Origin of the sequence: Neokomagataea tanensis, assembly GCF_006542335.1 — a bacterium.
Classification (GTDB): Bacteria; Pseudomonadota; Alphaproteobacteria; order Acetobacterales; family Acetobacteraceae; genus Gluconobacter; species Gluconobacter tanensis.
In genome coordinates this window covers 2,091,786-2,112,116 of record NZ_CP032485.1, presented here as the reverse complement: position 1 = coordinate 2,112,116, position 20,331 = coordinate 2,091,786, and the positions used below count along the sequence as shown (strand labels likewise).

General features: G+C 51.6%; 13 protein-coding genes. 6 read left to right on the top strand and 7 right to left on the bottom strand.

Features of this window, described 5'->3' with window-relative positions; all coding sequences use genetic code 11:
- Positions 1-6: 6 nt before the first annotated feature.
- Together D5366_RS09555 and D5366_RS09550 are read right to left on the bottom strand one after the other, a co-directional pair.
- Positions 7-2,100, bottom strand: a complete 2,094-nt coding sequence (locus D5366_RS09555) for a beta-N-acetylhexosaminidase (RefSeq protein ID WP_141493335.1) — start codon at positions 2,098-2,100, stop codon at positions 7-9.
- Between the two features lie 93 nt (positions 2,101-2,193).
- Positions 2,194-2,646, bottom strand: coding sequence for an Lrp/AsnC ligand binding domain-containing protein (locus D5366_RS09550; protein WP_141493333.1), 453 nt, complete (start codon positions 2,644-2,646; stop codon positions 2,194-2,196).
- 145 nt (positions 2,647-2,791) lie between these two features.
- Between D5366_RS09550 and putA the strand changes: the two genes are divergently transcribed.
- A complete protein-coding gene (gene putA, locus D5366_RS09545) occupies positions 2,792-6,340 on the top strand; it encodes a bifunctional proline dehydrogenase/L-glutamate gamma-semialdehyde dehydrogenase PutA (protein ID WP_141493331.1) in 3,549 nt (1,182 codons plus the stop codon).
- Between the two features lie 49 nt (positions 6,341-6,389).
- Here the strand turns inward: putA and D5366_RS09540 are convergent, their stop codons facing one another.
- The gene (locus tag D5366_RS09540) at positions 6,390-8,369 is read right to left on the bottom strand and encodes a phosphocholine-specific phospholipase C (RefSeq protein ID WP_408902241.1); all 1,980 of its coding nucleotides are present in this window, start codon (positions 8,367-8,369) and stop codon (positions 6,390-6,392) included.
- A gap of 307 nt (positions 8,370-8,676) precedes the next feature.
- Between D5366_RS09540 and D5366_RS09535 the strand changes: the two genes are divergently transcribed.
- Positions 8,677-10,029, top strand: a complete 1,353-nt coding sequence (locus tag D5366_RS09535; protein WP_141493326.1) for an inorganic phosphate transporter — start codon at positions 8,677-8,679, stop codon at positions 10,027-10,029.
- A gap of 41 nt (positions 10,030-10,070) precedes the next feature.
- On the opposite strand, the gene D5366_RS09530 is transcribed toward D5366_RS09535, so the two are convergent.
- Positions 10,071-10,880: a glycosyltransferase 61 family protein gene (locus D5366_RS09530; protein ID WP_170211073.1), complete on the bottom strand. Its 810-nt coding sequence runs from the start codon at positions 10,878-10,880 to the stop codon at positions 10,071-10,073.
- Between the two features lie 419 nt (positions 10,881-11,299).
- Between D5366_RS09530 and D5366_RS09525 the strand changes: the two genes are divergently transcribed.
- The 3 genes from D5366_RS09525 to D5366_RS09515 all read left to right on the top strand — a co-directional run bounded on the left by D5366_RS09525 (position 11,300) and on the right by D5366_RS09515 (position 14,937).
- Positions 11,300-12,232, top strand: coding sequence for a ribose-phosphate pyrophosphokinase (locus D5366_RS09525; protein ID WP_141493323.1), 933 nt, complete (start codon positions 11,300-11,302; stop codon positions 12,230-12,232).
- 39 nt (positions 12,233-12,271) lie between these two features.
- Positions 12,272-12,883 (top strand): histidine phosphatase family protein, encoded by a 612-nt coding sequence (locus D5366_RS09520; protein ID WP_141493322.1) that lies wholly within the window; start codon positions 12,272-12,274, stop codon positions 12,881-12,883.
- Between the two features lie 104 nt (positions 12,884-12,987).
- Entirely contained in the window at positions 12,988-14,937 is a 1,950-nt protein-coding gene (locus tag D5366_RS09515) for a M61 family metallopeptidase (RefSeq protein ID WP_141493320.1), read from the top strand.
- Between the two features lie 79 nt (positions 14,938-15,016).
- On the opposite strand, the gene D5366_RS09510 is transcribed toward D5366_RS09515, so the two are convergent.
- A complete protein-coding gene (locus tag D5366_RS09510) occupies positions 15,017-16,036 on the bottom strand; it encodes a polyprenyl synthetase family protein (RefSeq protein WP_141493931.1) in 1,020 nt (339 codons plus the stop codon).
- A gap of 284 nt (positions 16,037-16,320) precedes the next feature.
- Here D5366_RS09510 and D5366_RS09505 point away from each other — a divergent pair, with 284 nt between their 5' ends.
- On the top strand, positions 16,321-17,094 hold the full coding sequence (locus D5366_RS09505; protein WP_141493318.1) for a tRNA1(Val) (adenine(37)-N6)-methyltransferase: 774 nt from the start codon (positions 16,321-16,323) through the stop codon (positions 17,092-17,094).
- Positions 17,095-17,112: 18 nt separating this feature from the next.
- On the opposite strand, the gene D5366_RS09500 is transcribed toward D5366_RS09505, so the two are convergent.
- Together D5366_RS09500 and D5366_RS09495 are read right to left on the bottom strand one after the other, a co-directional pair.
- Positions 17,113-18,132 (bottom strand): ribonucleotide-diphosphate reductase subunit beta, encoded by a 1,020-nt coding sequence (locus D5366_RS09500; protein ID WP_141493316.1) that lies wholly within the window; start codon positions 18,130-18,132, stop codon positions 17,113-17,115.
- A gap of 122 nt (positions 18,133-18,254) precedes the next feature.
- Positions 18,255-20,240 (bottom strand): ribonucleoside-diphosphate reductase subunit alpha, encoded by a 1,986-nt coding sequence (locus D5366_RS09495; RefSeq protein ID WP_141493314.1) that lies wholly within the window; start codon positions 20,238-20,240, stop codon positions 18,255-18,257.
- Positions 20,241-20,331 lie beyond the last annotated feature (91 nt).

The window sequence follows — 20,331 nt, the reverse complement described above, 5'->3', positions numbered from 1 at the left end:
TGCCCCTTAATGCAGCAAGGCCTGAAAGCCAGAGACACCACCCACATAAACTCCACCCGGAGCTTGTGGCCGCCTTACAGACAATAACATGTTGGACGTATTGTGCGCCCACGTCTCCTGTCTTTGCAAAGCAGCATCTGTATCGGAAGGTCTTGCAGATCCGTCTAGCTTTGCCAGTACGGCGCCCGACAGTGATGATAAATCTTGCACGGTGGAACTAAGATCTTTTAGCGCGGGGTAGGTGTTGATCGTAATCTGAACATTCTTGGAAGCTTCGAACCATTGGCCCGCTATTTTTTTTAACTCGGGCGCAGCAGTCGTGTCCCCGTTCGCAAACCGTGCCGCTAATTCATTGAACTGTAAAACATCCCATGAATCAGGATCGACCACTCCGGCAGGGCTATGCTCCACATCCAAACCCTTCTTATCGTGCAAGCGGTTAAGCACGTAATTCTGAGCCGGTACCAGCGCATCAAGCACTGAATTTAGGGCTGCATCTGGATGTCCCCCTGTCAAAGCCAAACGCATGACACGAACATGCGCCTCAGACTGCAAACCCGTCTCTTCAAGTTCCGTCTGAGTAGCTTTCAAGCGCCTATGCATGTCTGATACATCAATGAGCGTGGGAGAGGACCAAAAGCGCTCCGCTACAGCTGCGCTGCGCGGCCATAGACGTTCATCTATCATTTGGTCAGAGACTAATTCCGTCCACAATGCCTCTTCAACGCCGAGAACATGCGCTTGCCCCTCCTGCGTCAGTGGCTGCTCGGCAGGGTTCTGACTAAATGCATCAATCAGAGCGCTCGGTTTTGGTCGCGCTTCTTGTATTTGCGACGGCGTCAGCCCCTCAGCCAGCACGTCATAAGGATCTATCGTGTAATGCGCCGCTGAGGGGCGCATAAGGTCCAAATAATACCCGGAAGAGACCAAAACATCGTGACCACTGCGTATAGCGCGGGCAGTCCATTTCGAACCACGCCACCCTTCAATAACCACATCTTTAGGTACAGGTGCCGTACTAACCTCATCCCATCCAATCATGATGCGCCCCTGATCATGCAACAAGCGCGCAACTTCAGCCGTAAATTCCCCCTGCAATGCCGCAGCATCAGGGATATCATGCGCCTTCATGTATGCTTGGATACGCGCATTTTCCGTCCATTGCTTCTCCATGACCTCGTCCCCGCCGGCATGGAAATACACATCTGGAAAAAGCGTTTCCATCTCTGAATATAACGCTTTAACAAATTTCAAAGTCGCGGGATTTGTCGGGTCCATCGCTGGAATATTTGCTTTTTCACCTGCGTATTCCACTTTCGGTAAAGGCTCCGCGCTCAAGTTCGGATAAGCACGCAGAATGGCATAAGCATGACCTGGAACATCAATCTCGGGTACGACGCGTATCCCCCGGGCAGCCGCGTAAGCAACAATCTCGCGGACCTGATCCTGCGTGTAATAAGGGCCGATCCTATTAATCTCAGGGAAAACGCGGCTCTCAACCCTGAAGCCCGTCCCATCGCTCAAGTGCCAATGTAATACGTTTAACTTTACCAATTCCATGGCATCTAGTTGGCGCTTAAGAGTCTCGATCGTTACAAAATGCCGAGAGACATCCAACAAAACACCACGCCAAGCGAAACGCGGCCCGTCCTCAATTTTTCCCTCTTGCAAGGAGGCGCCGCGGGGGCCTCTTTCCACCATTTGCAAAAGGGTTGCCAAGCCGTGAAGTATTCCAGCAGGGCCATCAGCCGTCAGAATACCCCCTTGGGCACCGGCTTCCAAATGATAAGCCTCTCTTTCTTTGAGCGTCAAAAAATCCGGGTCGCTCCCTGCGCGGATGTGCAAAGTAAAAACTGGGCCACCGGTACGGCCGATAAGACGGGTAAGGCGCCGTTCAAAGCGTATGCCAGCCTCACGCATTAACGGCGTTGCCGGCTTATCCCAGGCGATTTGGATAGCGCTGAAATTTATTTGCTTTTTGCCCCACGTTACATGCTCTGGCACGGGCATGAGGTTGCGCGTATCTTCCGCGCATGCACCGCTTACTCCCCGACATAGAACATGCCCAGCGCTGCACTGCTCAAAAACAAATAACGGCATTTCGCTAAGAGAGGATGCTGTCCAAAACGTAATGCCATTTCCAGAGTCACCTTATTTCCATCAGTAGTCAGGAAAGTTTAGACATAGTTGTTTCTAAACCGGAAGCGTTGGATCACTTTTTACTTCTTCCATAACGGCATAAGTATGGGTCTGCCTTACTCCGGGCAACCGGCTTAGGGTTCTGCCTAAAAAATTACGATAGCCGTTCATGTCTTTGACGCGGGCTTTGAGCATGTAATCAAACCCTCCTGCCACCATATAACATTCGGTTATTTGCGGAATAGTCCGAACCACCTTTGAAAAAGCCTCGAATATATCTGATCCACTATGGTCCAACGTAACTTGGATAAAAACAACCAAGCCTAAATTAAGGGAATCTGGGTCCAGCCGCGCCATATACCCACGAATAACTCCGCGTTGCTCCAGCTTTTTTACCCTTTCCAGCGTCGCAGCAGGACTCAGATGAACATGCTTTGAAAGCTCAAGGTTCGTCATGCGACCATCACGCTGCAAAAAGCTCAGAATTCTGCGATCCGTATCATCCATTGCTTTACAAGTACCCTTATAAAATTCTTACATATGAAAATATAACAAATTTAATTTGGTCAACAGAGCAAACTTCCAGCGCTCATTTAGCGTATTTCTTTTTACAGTCGAAACCATCAATTCCTTTATGCAGGACTCTCAGCCGATGGCTCTTATTGCGCATTGTGTTCCCCAGCGCTCTCCGCTGCGTCAGACCATCACAGACTATACGCGCAGTCCGGAACTGCCATTGGTTAAAAAACTCAGCCAAGAAGCCGCTCCAAAGCCAACAGAGTCCTCGCTTGGCAAAAATACCGCACGCAACCTCGTTCAAGGCCTGCGTTCACAAAAAAGCGGTGGCATCGTCCAAGACCTCGTCCAAAAATACGACCTCTCCACAGAAGAGGGCGTGGCTCTCATGTGTCTAGCAGAGGCCCTATTGCGTATCCCCGATAACGCCACACGCGATGCTCTCATCCGTGATAAAATCGGGAATGGTAACTGGATTGGTCAAATCGATCGTAAGTCGCCCCTGTTCGTTAATGCTGCCACTTGGGGGCTCGTTGTATCAGGGAAGGCTCTTTCAGCTAAAACACTCGCACGCCTGCCTAATACGCTCGCATCTCTGACAACGCGCTGCGGTGCTCCGACAATCAGACAAGGTGTTAATCAAGCCATTCGTTTAATGGGGCGCCAGTTTGTTACAGGGCAAACCATCGATGAAGCTCTGAAAAACAGCAAAAATCCAGTTTCGCGTGGCTATCGTTATTCCTACGACATGCTCGGGGAAGCGGCCATGACAATGGAAGATGCTGACCGCTACTACCGTGACTATGAGACCGCCATCCATGCCATAGGCCAAGCTGCTTACGGGCAAGGCGTGTATGCTGGCCCCGGTATTTCGGTCAAACTCTCGGCTCTCCACCCCCGATACAGCCGCCTACAGCGCGAAAGAGCTCTGACAGAGTTAGCACCCCGTCTCATCGCGCTCGCCAAACTGGCAAGCCAATACAATATCGGCTTCAACATTGATGCTGAAGAGACGGAACGGTTAGAACTTTCACTCGATCTACTGGAAATGCTGTGCGCAGAACCCAGCCTAGCCACATGGAACGGCCTCGGCTTTGTGGTACAGGCCTACCAAAAGCGCGCTGCTGTTGTACTCGATTACATCATCGAACTTGCACGCCAGCATAACCGACGTCTCATGATCCGGTTGGTCAAAGGCGCATACTGGGACAGCGAGATAAAACGAGCACAAGTTGACGGTCAGAGCGACTTTCCAGTCTTTACCGAGAAAAATCACACAGACATTTCTTACCTAGCATGCGCACGTAAGCTCCTTGGTGCGCTTGACGCAGTCTTCCCGCAATTTGCCACGCATAACGCGCAAAGCCTTGCCGCCATCTACAGCATGGCTGGAACAGACTACACGCCCGATTCATATGAATTCCAGTGTCTGCATGGCATGGGAGAAGCCCTCTACGACCAAGTCGTTGGCCAACACAATCTCAACCGACCAGTACGTATTTATGCCCCGGTTGGCACACATGAGACGCTTCTTGCCTACCTCGTACGCCGCCTGCTTGAAAACGGTGCAAACTCGTCTTTCGTAAACCGCATCCAAGACCAGTCTCTGTCGCTCGATGACCTGACGGCAGACCCAGTAAGCCTTCTGAACGACCTTAAACCATCAAACATTGTGGCCCCGCATGATTTGTTCCAGCCTGAGCGTACAAACTCACGCGGTATTGACTTAAATGACGAGAATACACTTCGCTCGTTAAAAGACATCTTGAACACCACCCTGCCCGAGACGAGTGGAGATCTGCCCGTTATCAACCCAGCGGATCACAAAGATACCCTGACAACCATCACAACCTCCACTCCAGAAGTCGTAAAAGACGCTGTCGCATCAGCTATTACAGCTTTTGACAGTTGGGGGCGCACATCAGCAGAACACCGCGCTATCATTCTCGAACGCGCTGCGGACCTTTTAGAAGCTGAAACACCACAACTCATGGGTATAGTCTTGCGGGAAGCGGGCAAAACACTCGCTAACGCCGTGGCTGAAATAAGAGAGGCCGTAGATTTCCTTCGCTACTACGCAGCACAAGCCCGGCGGGAACTGAACGGCACAACCCCGCTGGGAGCTATTGTGTGCATTAGCCCCTGGAATTTCCCTCTCGCAATCTTCCTCGGCCAAATTTCAGCCGCTCTTGCTGCCGGTAATACCGTTCTTGCCAAACCCGCAGAGGAAACACCCGTCATCGCCCTTAAGGCTATACAAATTTTGCATAAAGCCGGCATCCCGGATGATGCACTACATTTCCTACCGGGAGCAGGTGAAACAGGAGCCGCACTTGTTAGCGATGAACGCATTTCAGGCGTAGTCTTCACTGGCTCGACGGAAGTCGCACATATTATCCAAAAGCAACTTTCCAACCGCTTGACCGCACACGGTACGCCCCTGCCTCTAATTGCCGAAACTGGCGGCCAAAACGCTATGGTCGTGGACAGTTCTGCTCTAACTGAACAAATCACGCGCGATGTACTCGCATCAGCCTTTGACAGTGCGGGCCAACGCTGTAGCGCTCTTCGCGTCCTGTGTTTGCAAGAAGACAGCGCAGACCGCGTTCTCGCGATGATCAAAGGCGCAATGGACGAGCTACAAATCGGAAATCCAGCCGATATTGAAACCGATGTCGGCCCTGTCATTTCCGCAGATGCTCAAAACATCATCCTTCAACATATTGCTGAGATGCGCTCTAAGGGCTTCCGTGTGTACCAAACCTCACTCCCCCCCGCTTGTAGCGCAGGCACGTTCGTTGCCCCGACCCTGATCGAAATAAGCGATATAAATGTTTTAACACGCGAAGTTTTCGGGCCTGTTCTGCACATCGTACGGTACAAGGCCAACGAGCGCGCCTCATTAATGGAGAAGATACGCAACACAGGCTACGCACTTACTTTTGGCCTCCATTCGCGTATCGACAGTACTATTCAAGAACTCACCAACGCTTCAAGTGCTGGCAATATTTATGTGAACCGCAATATCGTCGGGGCAATTGTCGGCTCCCAGCCGTTTGGCGGGCATGGCCTGTCTGGCACAGGACCAAAAGCCGGCGGACCGCTCTATTTGCGACGCATGTTGGCCCATACACAAGCGTTAGATACACGCTTCCAAAACGCTGTACCCTCCCTTCTTGCCCAAGCCAAACCATGGTTGGACGTTATTAACCCAACTCCTATTACTCCAGCCCCTCTCCACTCGCCGCTCGGAACGGAGATTGCTCTTCCCGGTCCCGTCGGTGAAAACAACCTCTACACCCTCTCAGCGCGGGGCACCGTGCTGTGTGCAGGCCCTCAGCCTGAGGATTTGCGTACCCAAATCGAAGCCGCACTTTCGACAGGCAATATCTGCGTCCTACCGGCTACGTTGTGGCGCCGCCTCCCACCCCCGCCACACACACTGGCAAAGCAGATTGTGTGTACGCACTCTGCAACAGAAGTGGATGTCGCTTTGTTCAATGGTACAATTGAAGAACGCCGAGAATTTGCTGCTCAACTTCCCAGCCTCGGGGACGCCGTAATCAGCATGCACGTGCCTGATAAGGACGGACACTACCCGTTAGAATGGCTTGTTCTGGAGCGCAGCATCAGTACGGACACCACTGCCGCAGGCGGAAACGCAGCCCTGATGGCCCGCGTGTAACAGTAACCCTCTAGGTGCAGAGTTCTCTCTCTGCACCTATCCCTAAATGCTAATGCTGCCGCGCAAACATGGGATCACTCATGCTCGGCCTACCATTCTCCACATGGCCACACAACCGCATGACACTGCCACGGCCATCATCAATCGCAAGGGCGTACCACCCTGCACTTTCCCGCACGGCAACCGTCCGTTTTATTTCCTGATCAGATCGGAGACGTTCTGACGGAAAAGCTCCGTAACCATCTTCTAAAACAACCGATATAGTTCCCGCCTCGGCACCCTGCACCGCTAGGACAACTGCTTCATCAAGTTCTTTCAAAGCTACATTATACAGCGACTGCGCTATGCCCGTTCTTTCCCTTACAAAGCCGTTAGGCCCAGCAAAATGGAACGGGCGCCCAGCAACGAGGTCAATCTCGACCTGATGGCCAGCCCCTACCGTATAGGCACGCGATGCGCCTTGCCCTGACAAACGAAAAACTGCTCCGACTTTTCCCGTATTCACCAAATTAATGAATTCGCGCTTACCTTGAACTGTTATGTCCGCTGAAAAACGGTAAGGGAGCGCACAAGCAACCCTCTGACCCGCTTCCTGACGAGGCATCACAGGATTTGCTGGAACATCTGGGTGCGGCAGCGCGCAGGAATGCCGCGTCTGAGGCATATAATCGTCTGTGTTAGGCAATGCAGCGTCCCACGCTTTGTCCTGCACAGAGAAATCCAGTGTGGACGTCAGATCGCCGCAAACCGAACGCCGCCATGGTGTTATGTTTTGCGCAGGTACCCCAAAACGCTTTTCTAAAAAACGCAGTACCGATGTATGGTCAAAAAGCTCGGAATTAACACGGCCGCCCTTACTCCAAGGCGAAATAATCATGGCAGGTACACGCGGCCCTAACCCAACTGGCACGCCGTGATAACTCTCACCCTCGACTGAAACAGTTGAGAACCCTTCACTCGCCCGCAAAGCTGGCACTGGTGCAGGAATATGATCAAAAAAACCGTCATTTTCGTCATAATTTAAGATGAAAACCGTTTTGGACCACACGTCAGGATGGCGGCTAAATACATCCATCAGTCGGGATATTAAGTGCTCACCAAAGCCCGGCGGGGCATTAGGATGCTCCGACAAAGCCGCAGAAGGAACAATCCACGAGACCTGAGGTAATTTTCCGAGGGCAATATCACGCTCAAACGCCTCAACAAGAAAACGACCTTCCGACGTTTCAGCATTATGCTTGTTGGAGCCCTCAACAATGCTTCGCCCGCGCTGATATTGCCAACTCCCCGGCTTTACCCCCCTGAATGCCTTGAAACTCGCCAAGGGATTGTCGCCAAAATTATCGTACTCTTGATAGACTTTCCAAGAAACTCCTGCTTCCTGGAGGTCTTCTGCGTAGCTCACCCATTGGAAAGGCGTAAAACTTGGATTTTCGAGCCGAATATCTGCCGTTTCATTGCCGTCATCTACGTTTGTGATAGCTTGCAAGCCATCGTAACGATGCGTCAGACCATTAGTGCCAGAAAATAAATATAAACGGTTCGGATTAGTCGGACCAAAAATTGAGCAATGATAAGAATCACAAATCGTGAAAGCTTCAGCAAGCGCGTAATAATATGGGATATCCTCACGCGTGAAATGCCCCATTGTCATTTCAGTTTTATGAGGAACCCAGCAGTCCCACTCATTCCATGCTGTTTGGCTACCTTTCCAGCTATGATCCAAACTTGCAATACAGGCGCTTGATGTATGCACCGTGTTCAGCCTGAAAGGCATAACCGTCTGGCCGCTGCCGGCCTTTTGAGCAAAAACATTATCACCATCTGGCATTCGCGCTGGGCGTGGATCACCATAACCCCGCACACCACGCAGACACCCGAAATAATGATCGAACGACCTGTTCTCCTGCATGAGAATAACGACGTGTTCCACGTCCTGAATGGTACCGGTCTTGCGATGAGGTGCAACCGCGAGCGCTGCTCTCAAATTAGCCGGAAGACTACCTGCCGCAGCAAGCGACGCAGTCATGCGCAAAAAATTACGACGGTTCGGAGACGTCACGAGCTTTCCAATTTCATTTTTGAACGTCCACCATCTCAGCCCGCAGGAAAATAAAAGCTTATTCTCCTACTAGGCTTCACAATTCAGAGCGTTCTTTCCGTTGGCAGAGAACTAAAAAATAAATCCCACATTTGCATATGATTTTTTAAAGACACCGAGGAACTATAAACTTTGGTGAAATTTCGATGAACAATCATGACAAAATATAGAATTTCCACCGTCAAATGTTTACACCTTGCTCACTCTGTCAACGTGAGAGATGGTCCCCCATAAAATGCTTCATTTCGTGCCAGATTCTCCATGGTCGATCATGGCGTTAGTTTTATGCTTTGTACTGGTCTGTGTTTTCGAGTTTGCTAATGGCTTCCACGATACGGCAAATGCTGTCGCGAGTGTCATTTACACAAACTCCCTCAAACCGCGTACTGCCGTAATCTGGTCCGGATTGATGAATTTGCTCGGCGTGCTACTCGGTGGCATTGCCGTTGCTTACACACTCGTCGAACTCCTCCCTGCCGATGTTATGTCCCCGCCCAACGGCGCCCCTGCCATACCAATGCTCGTCGCGCTGTTTGGTACCGCTCTAATTTGGAATATCGCCACATGGTGGCTCGGCATTCCAAACTCATCATCGCATTGCGTTATTGGTGCACTTATAGGCATCGCTATCGAAGATGCTTTTGTACATGCCCGCGCTTTAGGACCAAGCGTCGAATGGGGGCAGATTTTTAAAGTACTCAAAACACTGGCCATTTCACCAGCTATCGGTTTCTTGGGCGCTTTCATTCTTTATCTCTTAATGCGCTCTGTCATACGCAAACCTGAACTCTACACTCCCCCGACCCAAGGGGAAAAACCAAACTCTATTGTTAAAGCTTTACTCATCGCGACCTGTACTTTGGTTAGCTTTTCACATGGTAGCAATGACGGGCAAAAAAGCATTGGCCTTATCATGCTTACGATTATTGGCATCATGCCAGCATCGTTTGCTTTAAACCCCGACGCCCCCATCCATTACGAACAACTCCACCAAGATGTGCAATCGGCACGCCCCTTAATCACCATTTACGGCAATCACTCCTTCAGGCAGGAACAACTAGCAGCTGTTGACCGCCTCTCCTCAGCGACGGAACAAAACGCAACCCCATCCTTGGTGCGCGGTGATATCTACGAGATTTTATCCGCACTACGCTCTGTGGCTGACAATCCAGCCATTGATCCTTCCGAAGCCAAGCAAGCCAAATCAATCGCAAACCACTTACGTCCAGCTGTAGAATACGCGCCAGTCTGGGTTCGTGTCTTAAGTGCCCTTTGCCTTGGCTTAGGAACAATGATTGGCTACCGCCGCATCGTTCAAACTTTGGGGGAAGGCATCGGCAAAAAACATTTAACACCCGCGCAGGGTGCTGTGTCTGAAGTTTTTGGTGCCGGCCTTATTATGTCCGCAGGCTACACAGGCCTCGCCGTCTCAACGACGCACATCATCACATCTGGCGTCGCGGGTACTATGGTCGCGTCAGGCTCCGGCATAAACCCAAAAATGCTGCTCAAAATAGCCCTCGCATGGATCATCACCCTGCCCGTCACCATCAGCCTCGCAGCATTTCTTTTTTACGTATTTATCTGAAGCCGCAACTCTACCCGGTCACAAGGCCGGGTAGAGAAAACTCACCTTGAGGCAATAGCATCAAGTAAGCTCTCAGCAACAGCGCGGGGATCTTTTACAATAAAGTTCATATTGAACCCATCACCCGCGCCCCGCGCTTCACACCCGTTTTCCGGGCACAAATAGTCGCTCACATTATTATTTGCCTGGTCAATAAGGCATTGATTAGTCCACATATCATCGCCATAGGAAATTTTTAAAATATTTCTTTCCGGAAACATCGCACTATAGAACATAAAAGAAGTGTTGAACCCCACAACAAGCGGGTTTGATGCCCAAAACTCTACTCTTTCTCTAAACGAGAGAGTCTCTGGATAGATAATACCAACCCCTTTTCCTGATAAAATATCGGTTATTTCCGATTCATTCCCAATTCGAACATTACCAGAGGGAAGTTTTTCTTTTGAAAGATAAATGGCCCTACCCGGTTGCGATACGTTGTCCCGAGCCATCCATCTGCGCCCAATCATTTGCATGAGATCGACATGCACTCTGTGTATGAGCGACAACTCCTCAAATGACGGAGCTGGAACCAGTATCCGTTTGAAACGCAAAGGTGCGCTTACTCTCAAGAAGTTTTCCTCACCAAGGTTCAGCGCGTCACACACCCCGCGAAAATAAACGGACCTCTGCAATGCTTCATAATCCGTGGTGCTAAAGACCAGACGTAACCGGCGCCGTTCTATGAGTGGTACCGCCCAAAAACGTGCCAAACTACGCTTGAAGAAATAAGAATGATTGGCTTCGATAGGCCCTATATAGAGATATTCGAAATCCGCAGAGCAGACAGGCGCCTCGACCTCGGCTGACAATGACAGCGCTGAAGATGCTGTATGCAACCGCCCAACCCCATGATAGGTCATAGACTCGGGAACACACCGACCTGAAGGCTCAAATAAACCCCACTCATTGTGAATGCCCGGCGGAATAAAAACGGCATCCTCTGCTTGGCGCTGTGACGGTAACGTCTCAAGACACAACACACGCCCTACCCTGCCAATACATTTTTTGAGCGCCATACCGCTATTTCCCACCTATAAATACTAACTAAAGCCTGTCGCATATTCTAAAACAAACGATAACATCTGCTTTAACGTGAAACCACAAGCTAAGGCTGCGCGTAATTTTCATGCGTTTGCACCAGATTACCTTACAGAGAAGATGACATAAGAGATACGCACTGTTAAAAGGCCCCACTTCCTTCCTGTCGCCCCCCAGACGAGACCCGTGAATGAAAATCGTTGCCTGCAACAGTAACCTGCCTCTTGCCCGCGCGGTTGCGAATGAACTCCGCCTCCCACTGTGCAAAACCGTCGTACGGCGCTTTGCTGACGGGGAAGTCTTCGTAGAAATCCAAGAAAACGTGCGCGGTGAGGATGTCTTTGTCATCCAAAGCACCTGCATGCCGACCAATGACCATCTGATGGAATTATTGGTTATGCTGGACGCTCTGCGTAGAGGCTCTGCAAAGCGCGTTACCGCTGTAATGCCGTATTTTGGCTATGCTCGTCAGGATCGTAAGTCAGGCCCTCGCACCCCTATCAGTGCCAAACTTGTCGCAAACCTTCTTACTGAAGCTGGCGCAAACCGTATCTTGACCATGGACTTGCACGCAATGCAGATCCAAGGTTTCTTCGATATTCCAACAGACAACCTCTACGCAGCTCCCTTATTCGTAAGAGATTTGCGCGCGCGCCTGCCCAACCGCGAATTGATCATTGTCTCCCCCGATGTAGGCGGCGTGGTCCGCGCCCGTCAGTTGGCGCAGCGCCTCAATGTTGACCTCGCCATTATCGACAAACGCCGCGAACGCGCAGGCGTGTCCGAGGTCATGAACGTGATTGGCGACGTCTCCGGTCGCTATTGTGTCCTCGTTGACGACATTGTTGATAGCGGCGGTTCACTTTGCAACGCAGCTGAAGCTTTGATGAAGCGTGGCGCCGCTGGCGTTGAAGCTTATGTGACGCACGGTGTTTTGACTGGCGCTGCATGCGAAAAAGTCAAAAATAGCCCACTGAACATGCTAACCTTAACGGACAGCATCCCCGCGACCGAAACCCTGAGAGAGACACCAAACATCCGTCAAATTACAACAGCCAACCTGCTCGCACGTGCGATGAGCGCGGTTGCTGACGAAAGCTCCGTTTCGTCACTGTTTGACTAAATTGCTCCGGCCTCTCCGTCACTGGAAGTTTTTGCTTTTATGTCCCCCATCACCCCCCGCACCTTTTGGTATCTTCGTCACGGTCAAACAGACTGGAACGTAAAGGCTCTGGCGCAGGGGCACACGGACATTCCGCTCAATGCCAACGGCCTCGAACAAGCGGTACAGGCCGGCGATTTCCTAGCCACACTCTTCGATAATGGTCAAAAACCCTTTGATCATATCGTAGCCTCACCATTATCCCGCGCTCTTACAACCGCCCAATACGCTCAAAAAGCTATTTTTGAGCGCCACGGTATTACTATTCCCCTCAATACGGATGTTGGTTTCAAGGAAGTCTGCTTCGGCATCCTTGAAGGGAAAGAAATGGGCAATTGGTATGAACCTTGGATCTACGAAGGGTACAAACCAGAAGGCGCCGAAGGCTTCTCCGAGCTAACAGAGCGCTCAATCACAGCCACCAACCGCGCATTTAATGGGGGCACCCCTCTTATTGTTGCTCACGGCGCACTCTATCGTGGCTTACGCGCTGGCATGGGATTGGATATTAACGTCCGTATCCCAAACGCCACCCCTATGCGCATGGACCACAAAGACGGAACTTGGGATATTACCGTTTTCCCCGTCCACGAAACGACAACACCAACATAACAGGAAATATTTTTTCAGTTCGTTGGTGAATCATTAATTGGCGCTCCGGCATCCTACAGCTATGAACTATAGCCGTACGGTTCCAATGCAGGATTGCTATCATTATGATTTCACGCCATTTCTTGACGGCGCTCACGCTGGCGAGCGCCCTAACCGCTCCCGGCTTTGCAAAAGCACAATCTTCACAACCTCAACCCCAGCCAATTCCGCTCCCCAACTCTATTCCCGCGCCGGTAGACCACCCGTTCGAAGGCGCATTAACTGTAGACGTTGACGCAACGGACACCACCCACCGCGTCTTTAATGTGCACGAAACTGTGCCTGTGCCTAAAGATGCCGCCAACAAAGGCGACATGGTTCTCTTCTTCCCCATGTGGATCCCCGGCGACCACTCCCCTACAGGCGTTTTGAGCCAATTGGGCGATCTACGCGTTCACAGCGGCGGCAAAGATCTAGGTTGGAAGCGTGACCCCGTTAATGTTGCGGCCTTCCATATCCCCGTCGACCACTCGACCACCAAACTTGATTTGAACTTTCAGCTTCTGACACCAGTGGCAGAAGGCCAAGGCCGTGTAACCGTCACGCCATCAATCATTAACGTACAATGGAATCAGGTATCGCTTTACCCCGCTGGGTACTTCTCACGTGATATCGTAGTGAACCCCAGCGTCCACATTCCTCACGGCTGGAAAATTGGCACAGCCCTACGCGCTGACACCTATGGCGACGTCACCCATTTCCAACCGACGACACTGAACACCCTCGTCGATTCACCGCTATATGTGGGTCGTTATTTCCGCAAATTTGACCTGACTGGCCCAGATCACGTTCCCGTAAGCTTGAACGTCGTCTCGGACGAAGCCGCATCCCTAGAGGCAACACCAGCCCAAATCGAAGCGCATCGCAATCTTGTCAAGCAAGCCACGACAGTTTTCGGCTCCCACCACTACGACCACTACGATTTTCTGCTGGCACTGACGGATGAATTGGGCGGCATCGGTCTGGAACACCACCAATCCAGCGAAAATAGCGCAGAACTCGGCTATTTCACGGAATGGGACCAAACCTTCCCCGGTCGTGACCTACTCGCCCACGAATACACACATTCTTGGAATGGTAAGTACCGCCGCCCAGCTGATCTTTGGGCACCAAACTTCAACTACCCCCAACAAGGCTCTCTCCTTTGGGTATATGAAGGGCAAACTCAATACTGGGGCAATGTCTTAGCTGCACGCTCCGGCCTTGTAACGAAGGATCAGGGCTTTGAGGCTCTCGCATACATGGCCGCCACGTACGACAATCAAACTGGACGCCTCTGGCGCCCTCTGGAAGACACAACGAACGACCCAGTCATTGCCCAGCGCGCACCCCTCTCATGGCGCGACTGGCAGCGTTCTGAAGATTACTATGTGGAAGGCCAACTCGTGTGGCTGGACGCAGATGCGCTGATCCGCAAGCTCTCCAACGATCACAAATCTCTGGACGACTTTGCCAAAGCGTTCTTCAGCACAAATAACGGTAGCTTTGTCGTAAGCCCGTACAATTTTGATGATGTGGTTAGCACCCTAAACGCAGTACAACCCTACGACTGGGCCAAGTTCCTGCACGACCGTCTTGATAAGGTCCAACCGCACGCTCCGCTCGGTGGCCTGACCAATGGTGGCTACAAACTTGTTTATACCGACCAGCCAACATCCTATATCAAAGCCGCAGAAGCAGCCCGCCACTCAGCTGACTTAGCGTTTTCTCTCGGCTTCTCCGTCCGGGGCAATGGCACGGCTATGCGCGTCCATTGGAACAGTCCAGCTTTCAAGGCTGGTATCAATTCCGGAAATGTCATTCTTGCTGTCAATGACCTTAGCTTTACGCCTAAACGCTTGAAGCAGGCGGTGACTGACGCACACAACACCAAGCAAGACATTCGCCTCGTCATAAAGTCCGAAGACCACATCACAACCGTAACCATCCCTTATCATGATGGCTTACGCTATCCTCACCTCGAACGGCTTGAGGGAACACCTGACCGCCTTAGCGCCATTTACGCTCCGCGCTGAAATAAAAAAGAGCGCCCGGCCTACAAGCCGGGCGCTCTTTTAAAGCTCTATACCCTTCATAAAAGGCTCAAGCCCAAGACTAACAGGCGCGATCAACCGTAAATTGTACTGTTTCTGCCATTAATCGGCGAATTTCGCTTTCAGGGAAAACCTTCAAAGCATCCACTGCCGCATCAGCATATTGCCGTGCACGGTCAATTGTTGTCTGGATTGCGCCAGTTTGGGCAATTAACGCCAGAGCATGGGACAAATCTTCATCAGTTTGCTCCCCACGCCCAATAACGCGCTCCCAGAAAGAACGATCATCCGCGCTACCGGCATTATAAGCCGCCAAGACTGGGAGAGTAATTTTACCCTCACGGAAATCATCACCTACTGTCTTGCCCAAGACAGCTTGATCCGCAGCATAGTCCAGTGCGTCATCTACCAACTGAAACGCCATACCAAGGTTGGTACCAAACGCGTCAAGAGCGAGTTCATCCGCCTCACAACGCTCAGCAATCACAGCACCAACGCGGCACGCAGCAGCAAAGAGTGCCGCTGTCTTTCCGTGAATAACCTCTAGATAGCGCTCCATCGGCGTGGACAAATCGTTCTGCACAACCATTTGCAGAACTTCACCTTCTGCGATTGTAGCGGAGGCCCCCGACAAAATTTCCATTACACGCAGACTGCCGTCGGCAGTCATAAGCTGGAACGAACGTGCGAACAAAAAATCCCCAACTAGGACGGAAGCTTTGTTGCCAAACACCGCATTGGCCGAAGCAAGACCCCGCCGCAACACACTTTCATCAACGACGTCATCATGCAGCAGCGTAGCCGTATGAATGAACTCTACGCAGGCCGCTAGTCCGACATGGCGTTGCCGGTCAGGCCCGGGCTCATAACCGCACAGACGGGCCGAAGCCAGCGTCAACAAAGGCCGAAGCCGCTTTCCACCTGCAGCAACTAAGTGCGCACCAAGTTGTGGAATGAGTGGAACAGGGCTCTGCATTCGCTCAACAATCGCGCGATTGCAGGCGTGCATGTCATCTTTAAGAAAAGCCAGAAGAGCCGATAACGCGTTTTCACCACCAGAGGTCTTTCCCCCCGAAGGCATATCAGTGCTCGACTGCCCGACATTTCCCTCACTGCGCATGGCGGCATCGCCGGAAATGTGCGCTGCATTCGTGGAAGCAGTGTCCAAAGGTTGTAACTCCAGATACCATAAAACTATAAAGCTACGAGGCAATTGTATAATCGCCCGCGCAACCTCTGTGATGTCTTCTTGGTCTAGACATAGACAACCGCCCATGCAACGTCAGAACGAGATAGAATGCTCCAAACAACACATCACAGCAGAAATCATACGCCTATTCTTAGCAACAGGCCATAAGCACGGCTATGCTCTCCTTAAAGACCATCCCGCGCCGCTCAGGAACTCTCCTCAACGGGCGCATAAATTACCAGCAATTTGCACAGGGCTATCGCTCGGGCATTGAGCCTATCTTGCTTGCTGCAGCGGTGTCCGCCCGCAAACATGAAAGCCTTTTGGATATCGGCTGTGGCGCAGGGGCGAGTTTGCTGTGCTTACAAGCCCGTCTCCCGCATTTGCGCAGTATTGGCGTCGAAGCAGATTTTGAGACAGCACTCCTGGCACGTCAAAACCTCCGTACCAATAACTTACAGCGCGCCACCAGCCACGTTCTGCGCGGTTATGTGCCACAGCTGCCTGCCCGCTTGCGTAAAATGGCTCCCAACGCAAACGGACGTTTCCATCATGTCATTTCTAATCCACCATGGTACTCCCCGGAAGGGCAGCCCTCTGCGAACTGTAAACGCAACATGGCCTTACGAAGCGAGGCCGTCACTTTGGATGAATGGTTACGTTGCTTGACGCGCTGGGTCTTACCGGGCGGTACAATCACAACCATCCTGCATAGCGGATTAATCGACCAAGCCTGCTGTATTTTCAGAAACAACGGTTGCGGCACCACGAGGCTAATGCCTCTTTGGCCACGTGCTGGACAAGAGGCAAAGCTCTCGCTTCTCCAAACAACATTTGGAGGCAAAGGAGCTTTCCATATGCTCCCGGGTTTGATCCTGCACGATGATGAGCAGAAATTTACACCGGAAACGGAAAATATTCTTAGAAATGGTGCGCCCCTCGTTTTCTAAAGAGACGCACCAGTTGGCTTATTCGAAGACGTTATCTTCGAAAGCATCTTCCCAGCTACCCGACGTTGATGCGCGCGAGTATTCTGTTGAGCGGTTTTCAAAGAAGTTCGCGTGCTCAACCGCATTAAGCATATGGTCAATCCATGGCAGTGGGTTTTCTTCTACGCCATAGAATGTTTCGAGGCCCAGCTGAGTCAGACGACGATCTGCAATGAAGCGAATATACGTCTTCACATCGTCAGCTGAGAGGCCCTCAACAGCCCCCATTTCGAAGGCAAGGTCAATAAACGCGTCCTCGTGCTCAACCGTTGTACGGCAGATCTGCACGAGTTCCTCACGGAAGTCTTCCGTCCAGATTTCACGGTTTTCGCGCACGAATGTACGGAAAAGGCGAATCATGGACAAACAGTGCAGCGTCTCGTCACGAACAGACCATGTGACAATCTGCCCCATGCCCTTCAGTTTGTTGAAACGCGGGAAGTTCAACAAAATTGCGAAAGACGCAAAAAGCTGAAGCCCTTCCATAAATGCACCAAACGCGGCCATGGTCTTGGCAATCTCACGCTTGGAGTTAATGTTGAAGGACTGCATGAAGTCATACTTATCCTTCATCTCCTTATACTTAAGGAATGCTGAGTACTCGGTCTCAGGCATACCAATAGTATCAAGAAGATGAGAATATGCCGCGATGTGTACGGTCTCGATATTTGAGAACGATGACAGCATCATCAGCACTTCAGTCGGTTTGAAAACCTGACTGTAATACTTCATGTATGCCGAGTTCACCTCGACATCGGCCTGCGTAAAGAAGCGGAAAATCTGCGTTACCAGATGCTGTTCGCTTGGTGTCAGCGTCCGGTGCCAGTCCTTGACGTCATCTGCCAGCGGCACTTCTTCTGGCAGCCAGTGAACGCGCTGCTGGGTTAGCCAAGCATCATATGCCCATGGATAGCGAAATGGCTTGTAGACGGGGTTCGCCGTCATCAGGTCCAAATGCTGCTCTGGAACGTCCCGGTTGTTATCAGTCGGAGTTGTCATGACTGCCTCTCCCTACAAACACAGCCTCTCGTGCAAACGCATTCGCGCCACTCGGAGGGTTACACTCATTTTTGCTGGTCAGCCGAGCACGACTGACCAAATCTCACGCGGCAAGCCCTGCCTTACTGGCAGGACAGGCATTCTTCGTAGTCACCCGAACTTGCCGTCCCCTTCGGAGCGGCTTGCGGTGTCGCTGCGTCGTCTTCCTCTTCCATGATGTCCTTTTTCAGCGCCAGAGTAGACACGGCGTCTGCGCGTTGAATGGACAAGGAACGGCAGTAATACAGAGACTTCAGACCTTTCTTCCACGCCTGATAATGAATTTGGTGCAGGTCACGTTTGTGCACATCCGCCGGAAGGAAAATATTCACAGACTGCGCCTGGCAGATAAACTGAGCACGGTCCGCAGCATGCTCAACGACCCAACGCTGATCCAACTCGAAAGCCGTTTTAAACACGTCCTTCTCATCCTGCGTTAAGAAGTCCAAGTGCTGCACAGACCCTTTGCTCAAGGTAATATCAGACCACACCTTCTCATTGTTCTGGCCACGCTCTTCCAACAGCTTATTTAGGTGCCGGTTGCGTACAGAGAAAGACCCGGACAATGTTTTTTGCAAGAAAACATTCGCACTAATAGGCTCAATTCCCGGGCTGGCATTGCCCGTAATAATTGAGATTGATGCGGTGGGCGCAATCGCCAATTTATGCGAGAAACGCTCCTGAATGCCGTATTCTGCAGCATCCGGACATGCGCCACGCACCTCAGCAAGATGACGCGAAGCGGTGTCGGCCTGAGCGCGGATGTGCTGGAATATCTTACGGTTCCAGACTTTAGCCATCACGCTTTCAAACGGGATCATCCGCGCCTGCAGGAATGAGTGGAAGCCCATAACCCCCAACCCTACTGAACGCTCCCGCATCGCAGCGTAACGCGCTTTTTCCATGTCATCAGGAGCGCGATCAATGAAGTCCTGCAACACATTGTCAAGGAACAGCATTACGTCTTCGATAAACTGCGGATTATCTTTCCACTCGTCCCATGTTTCCAGATTCAACGAGGACAAGCAGCACACTGCCGTACGGTTTTTGCCGTGCTGGTCAATGCCCGTCGGCAGCGTAATTTCCGCGCATAGGTTAGATGTTTTTACTTCTAACCCAGCCAGTTTGTGATGCTCCGGGCGAGCGCGGTTCACATGGTCAGAGTAGATGATGTAAGGCTCGCCTTGCTCCATGCGCGCTGTGAGGATACGGATCCACAAACCACGCGCAGAGATCTTCCGAATGATGCTGTGATCTTTCGGGGAGAGCAAAGCCCATTCTTCGTCATTTTCGACAGCACGCATGAAAGCGTCCGTCACCAAGACACCGTGATGAAGGTTAAGGGCCTTACGATTCGGGTCACCACCTGTGGGGCGACGTATCTCCGTGAATTCTTCGATTTCAGGATGCCACACCGGCAAATAAACAGCAGCAGATCCACGGCGGAGAGACCCCTGCGAGATGGCCAGCGTCAGGCTGTCCATCACTCGGATAAATGGAATAACGCCTGAAGTTTTACCATTTTTACCGATATTTTCGCCAATGGAACGCAGATTGCCCCAGTAAGAGCCGATCCCGCCCCCCTTGGACGCAAGCCAGACATTCTCGTTCCAAAGCCCAACGATACCCTCAAGGCTGTCTTCTGCTTCGTTCAGAAAGCAAGAGATTGGCAGGCCGCGCGAGGTACCACCATTCGACAAAATGGGTGTCGCAGGCATGAACCAATGCTGAGAGATGTAGTCGTACAGACGCTGAGCATGCCCCGCGTCAGCACCGTAGTAAGACGCAACACGCGCGAAAATATCTTGGTAGCGCTCACCCGGCAGAAGGTAGCGATTATCCAGCGTCGCTTTACCGAAATCCGTCAAAAGTCGGTCGCGGCTGTGATCTACCCGCACTGCATGATGACCGGGCAACTGCACTACGTGCTCAAACAATTCACCCTCTTCCTGAGAAGCTGAAGATGCTTCACCGAAGGGATGGTCTACAGGTGGCCGTACACTATGAACACTGTCGCTTGAACGCTGGACATCCGTTGATGCTTCCAAGGTCTCGTCATGCAGGCTCATGCGTATCTCCACCACTTTAACGTCTCAACAGAGCAGACCAACGAACATCGCGTTGACTCCGAACTCCGTCATGTTTTTTTGAATTTCTACC

What these genes read in the sequence shown, in the direction of transcription:
- D5366_RS09555 (WP_141493335.1), bottom strand. Translation starts at nt 2,100, where the DNA reads ATGCCGTTATTTGTTTTTGAGCAGTGCAGCGCTGGGCATGTTCTATGT.
- D5366_RS09550 (WP_141493333.1), bottom strand. Translation starts at nt 2,646, where the DNA reads ATGGATGATACGGATCGCAGAATTCTGAGCTTTTTGCAGCGTGATGGT.
- putA (WP_141493331.1), top strand. Translation starts at nt 2,792, where the DNA reads ATGGCTCTTATTGCGCATTGTGTTCCCCAGCGCTCTCCGCTGCGTCAG.
- D5366_RS09540 (WP_408902241.1), bottom strand. Translation starts at nt 8,369, where the DNA reads ATGACTGCGTCGCTTGCTGCGGCAGGTAGTCTTCCGGCTAATTTGAGA.
- D5366_RS09535 (WP_141493326.1), top strand. Translation starts at nt 8,677, where the DNA reads ATGCTTCATTTCGTGCCAGATTCTCCATGGTCGATCATGGCGTTAGTT.
- D5366_RS09525 (WP_141493323.1), top strand. Translation starts at nt 11,300, where the DNA reads ATGAAAATCGTTGCCTGCAACAGTAACCTGCCTCTTGCCCGCGCGGTT.
- D5366_RS09520 (WP_141493322.1), top strand. Translation starts at nt 12,272, where the DNA reads ATGTCCCCCATCACCCCCCGCACCTTTTGGTATCTTCGTCACGGTCAA.
- D5366_RS09515 (WP_141493320.1), top strand. Translation starts at nt 12,988, where the DNA reads ATGATTTCACGCCATTTCTTGACGGCGCTCACGCTGGCGAGCGCCCTA.
- D5366_RS09510 (WP_141493931.1), bottom strand. Translation starts at nt 16,036, where the DNA reads ATGCCTTCGGGGGGAAAGACCTCTGGTGGTGAAAACGCGTTATCGGCT.
- D5366_RS09505 (WP_141493318.1), top strand. Translation starts at nt 16,321, where the DNA reads ATGCTCTCCTTAAAGACCATCCCGCGCCGCTCAGGAACTCTCCTCAAC.
- D5366_RS09500 (WP_141493316.1), bottom strand. Translation starts at nt 18,132, where the DNA reads ATGACAACTCCGACTGATAACAACCGGGACGTTCCAGAGCAGCATTTG.
- D5366_RS09495 (WP_141493314.1), bottom strand. Translation starts at nt 20,240, where the DNA reads ATGAGCCTGCATGACGAGACCTTGGAAGCATCAACGGATGTCCAGCGT.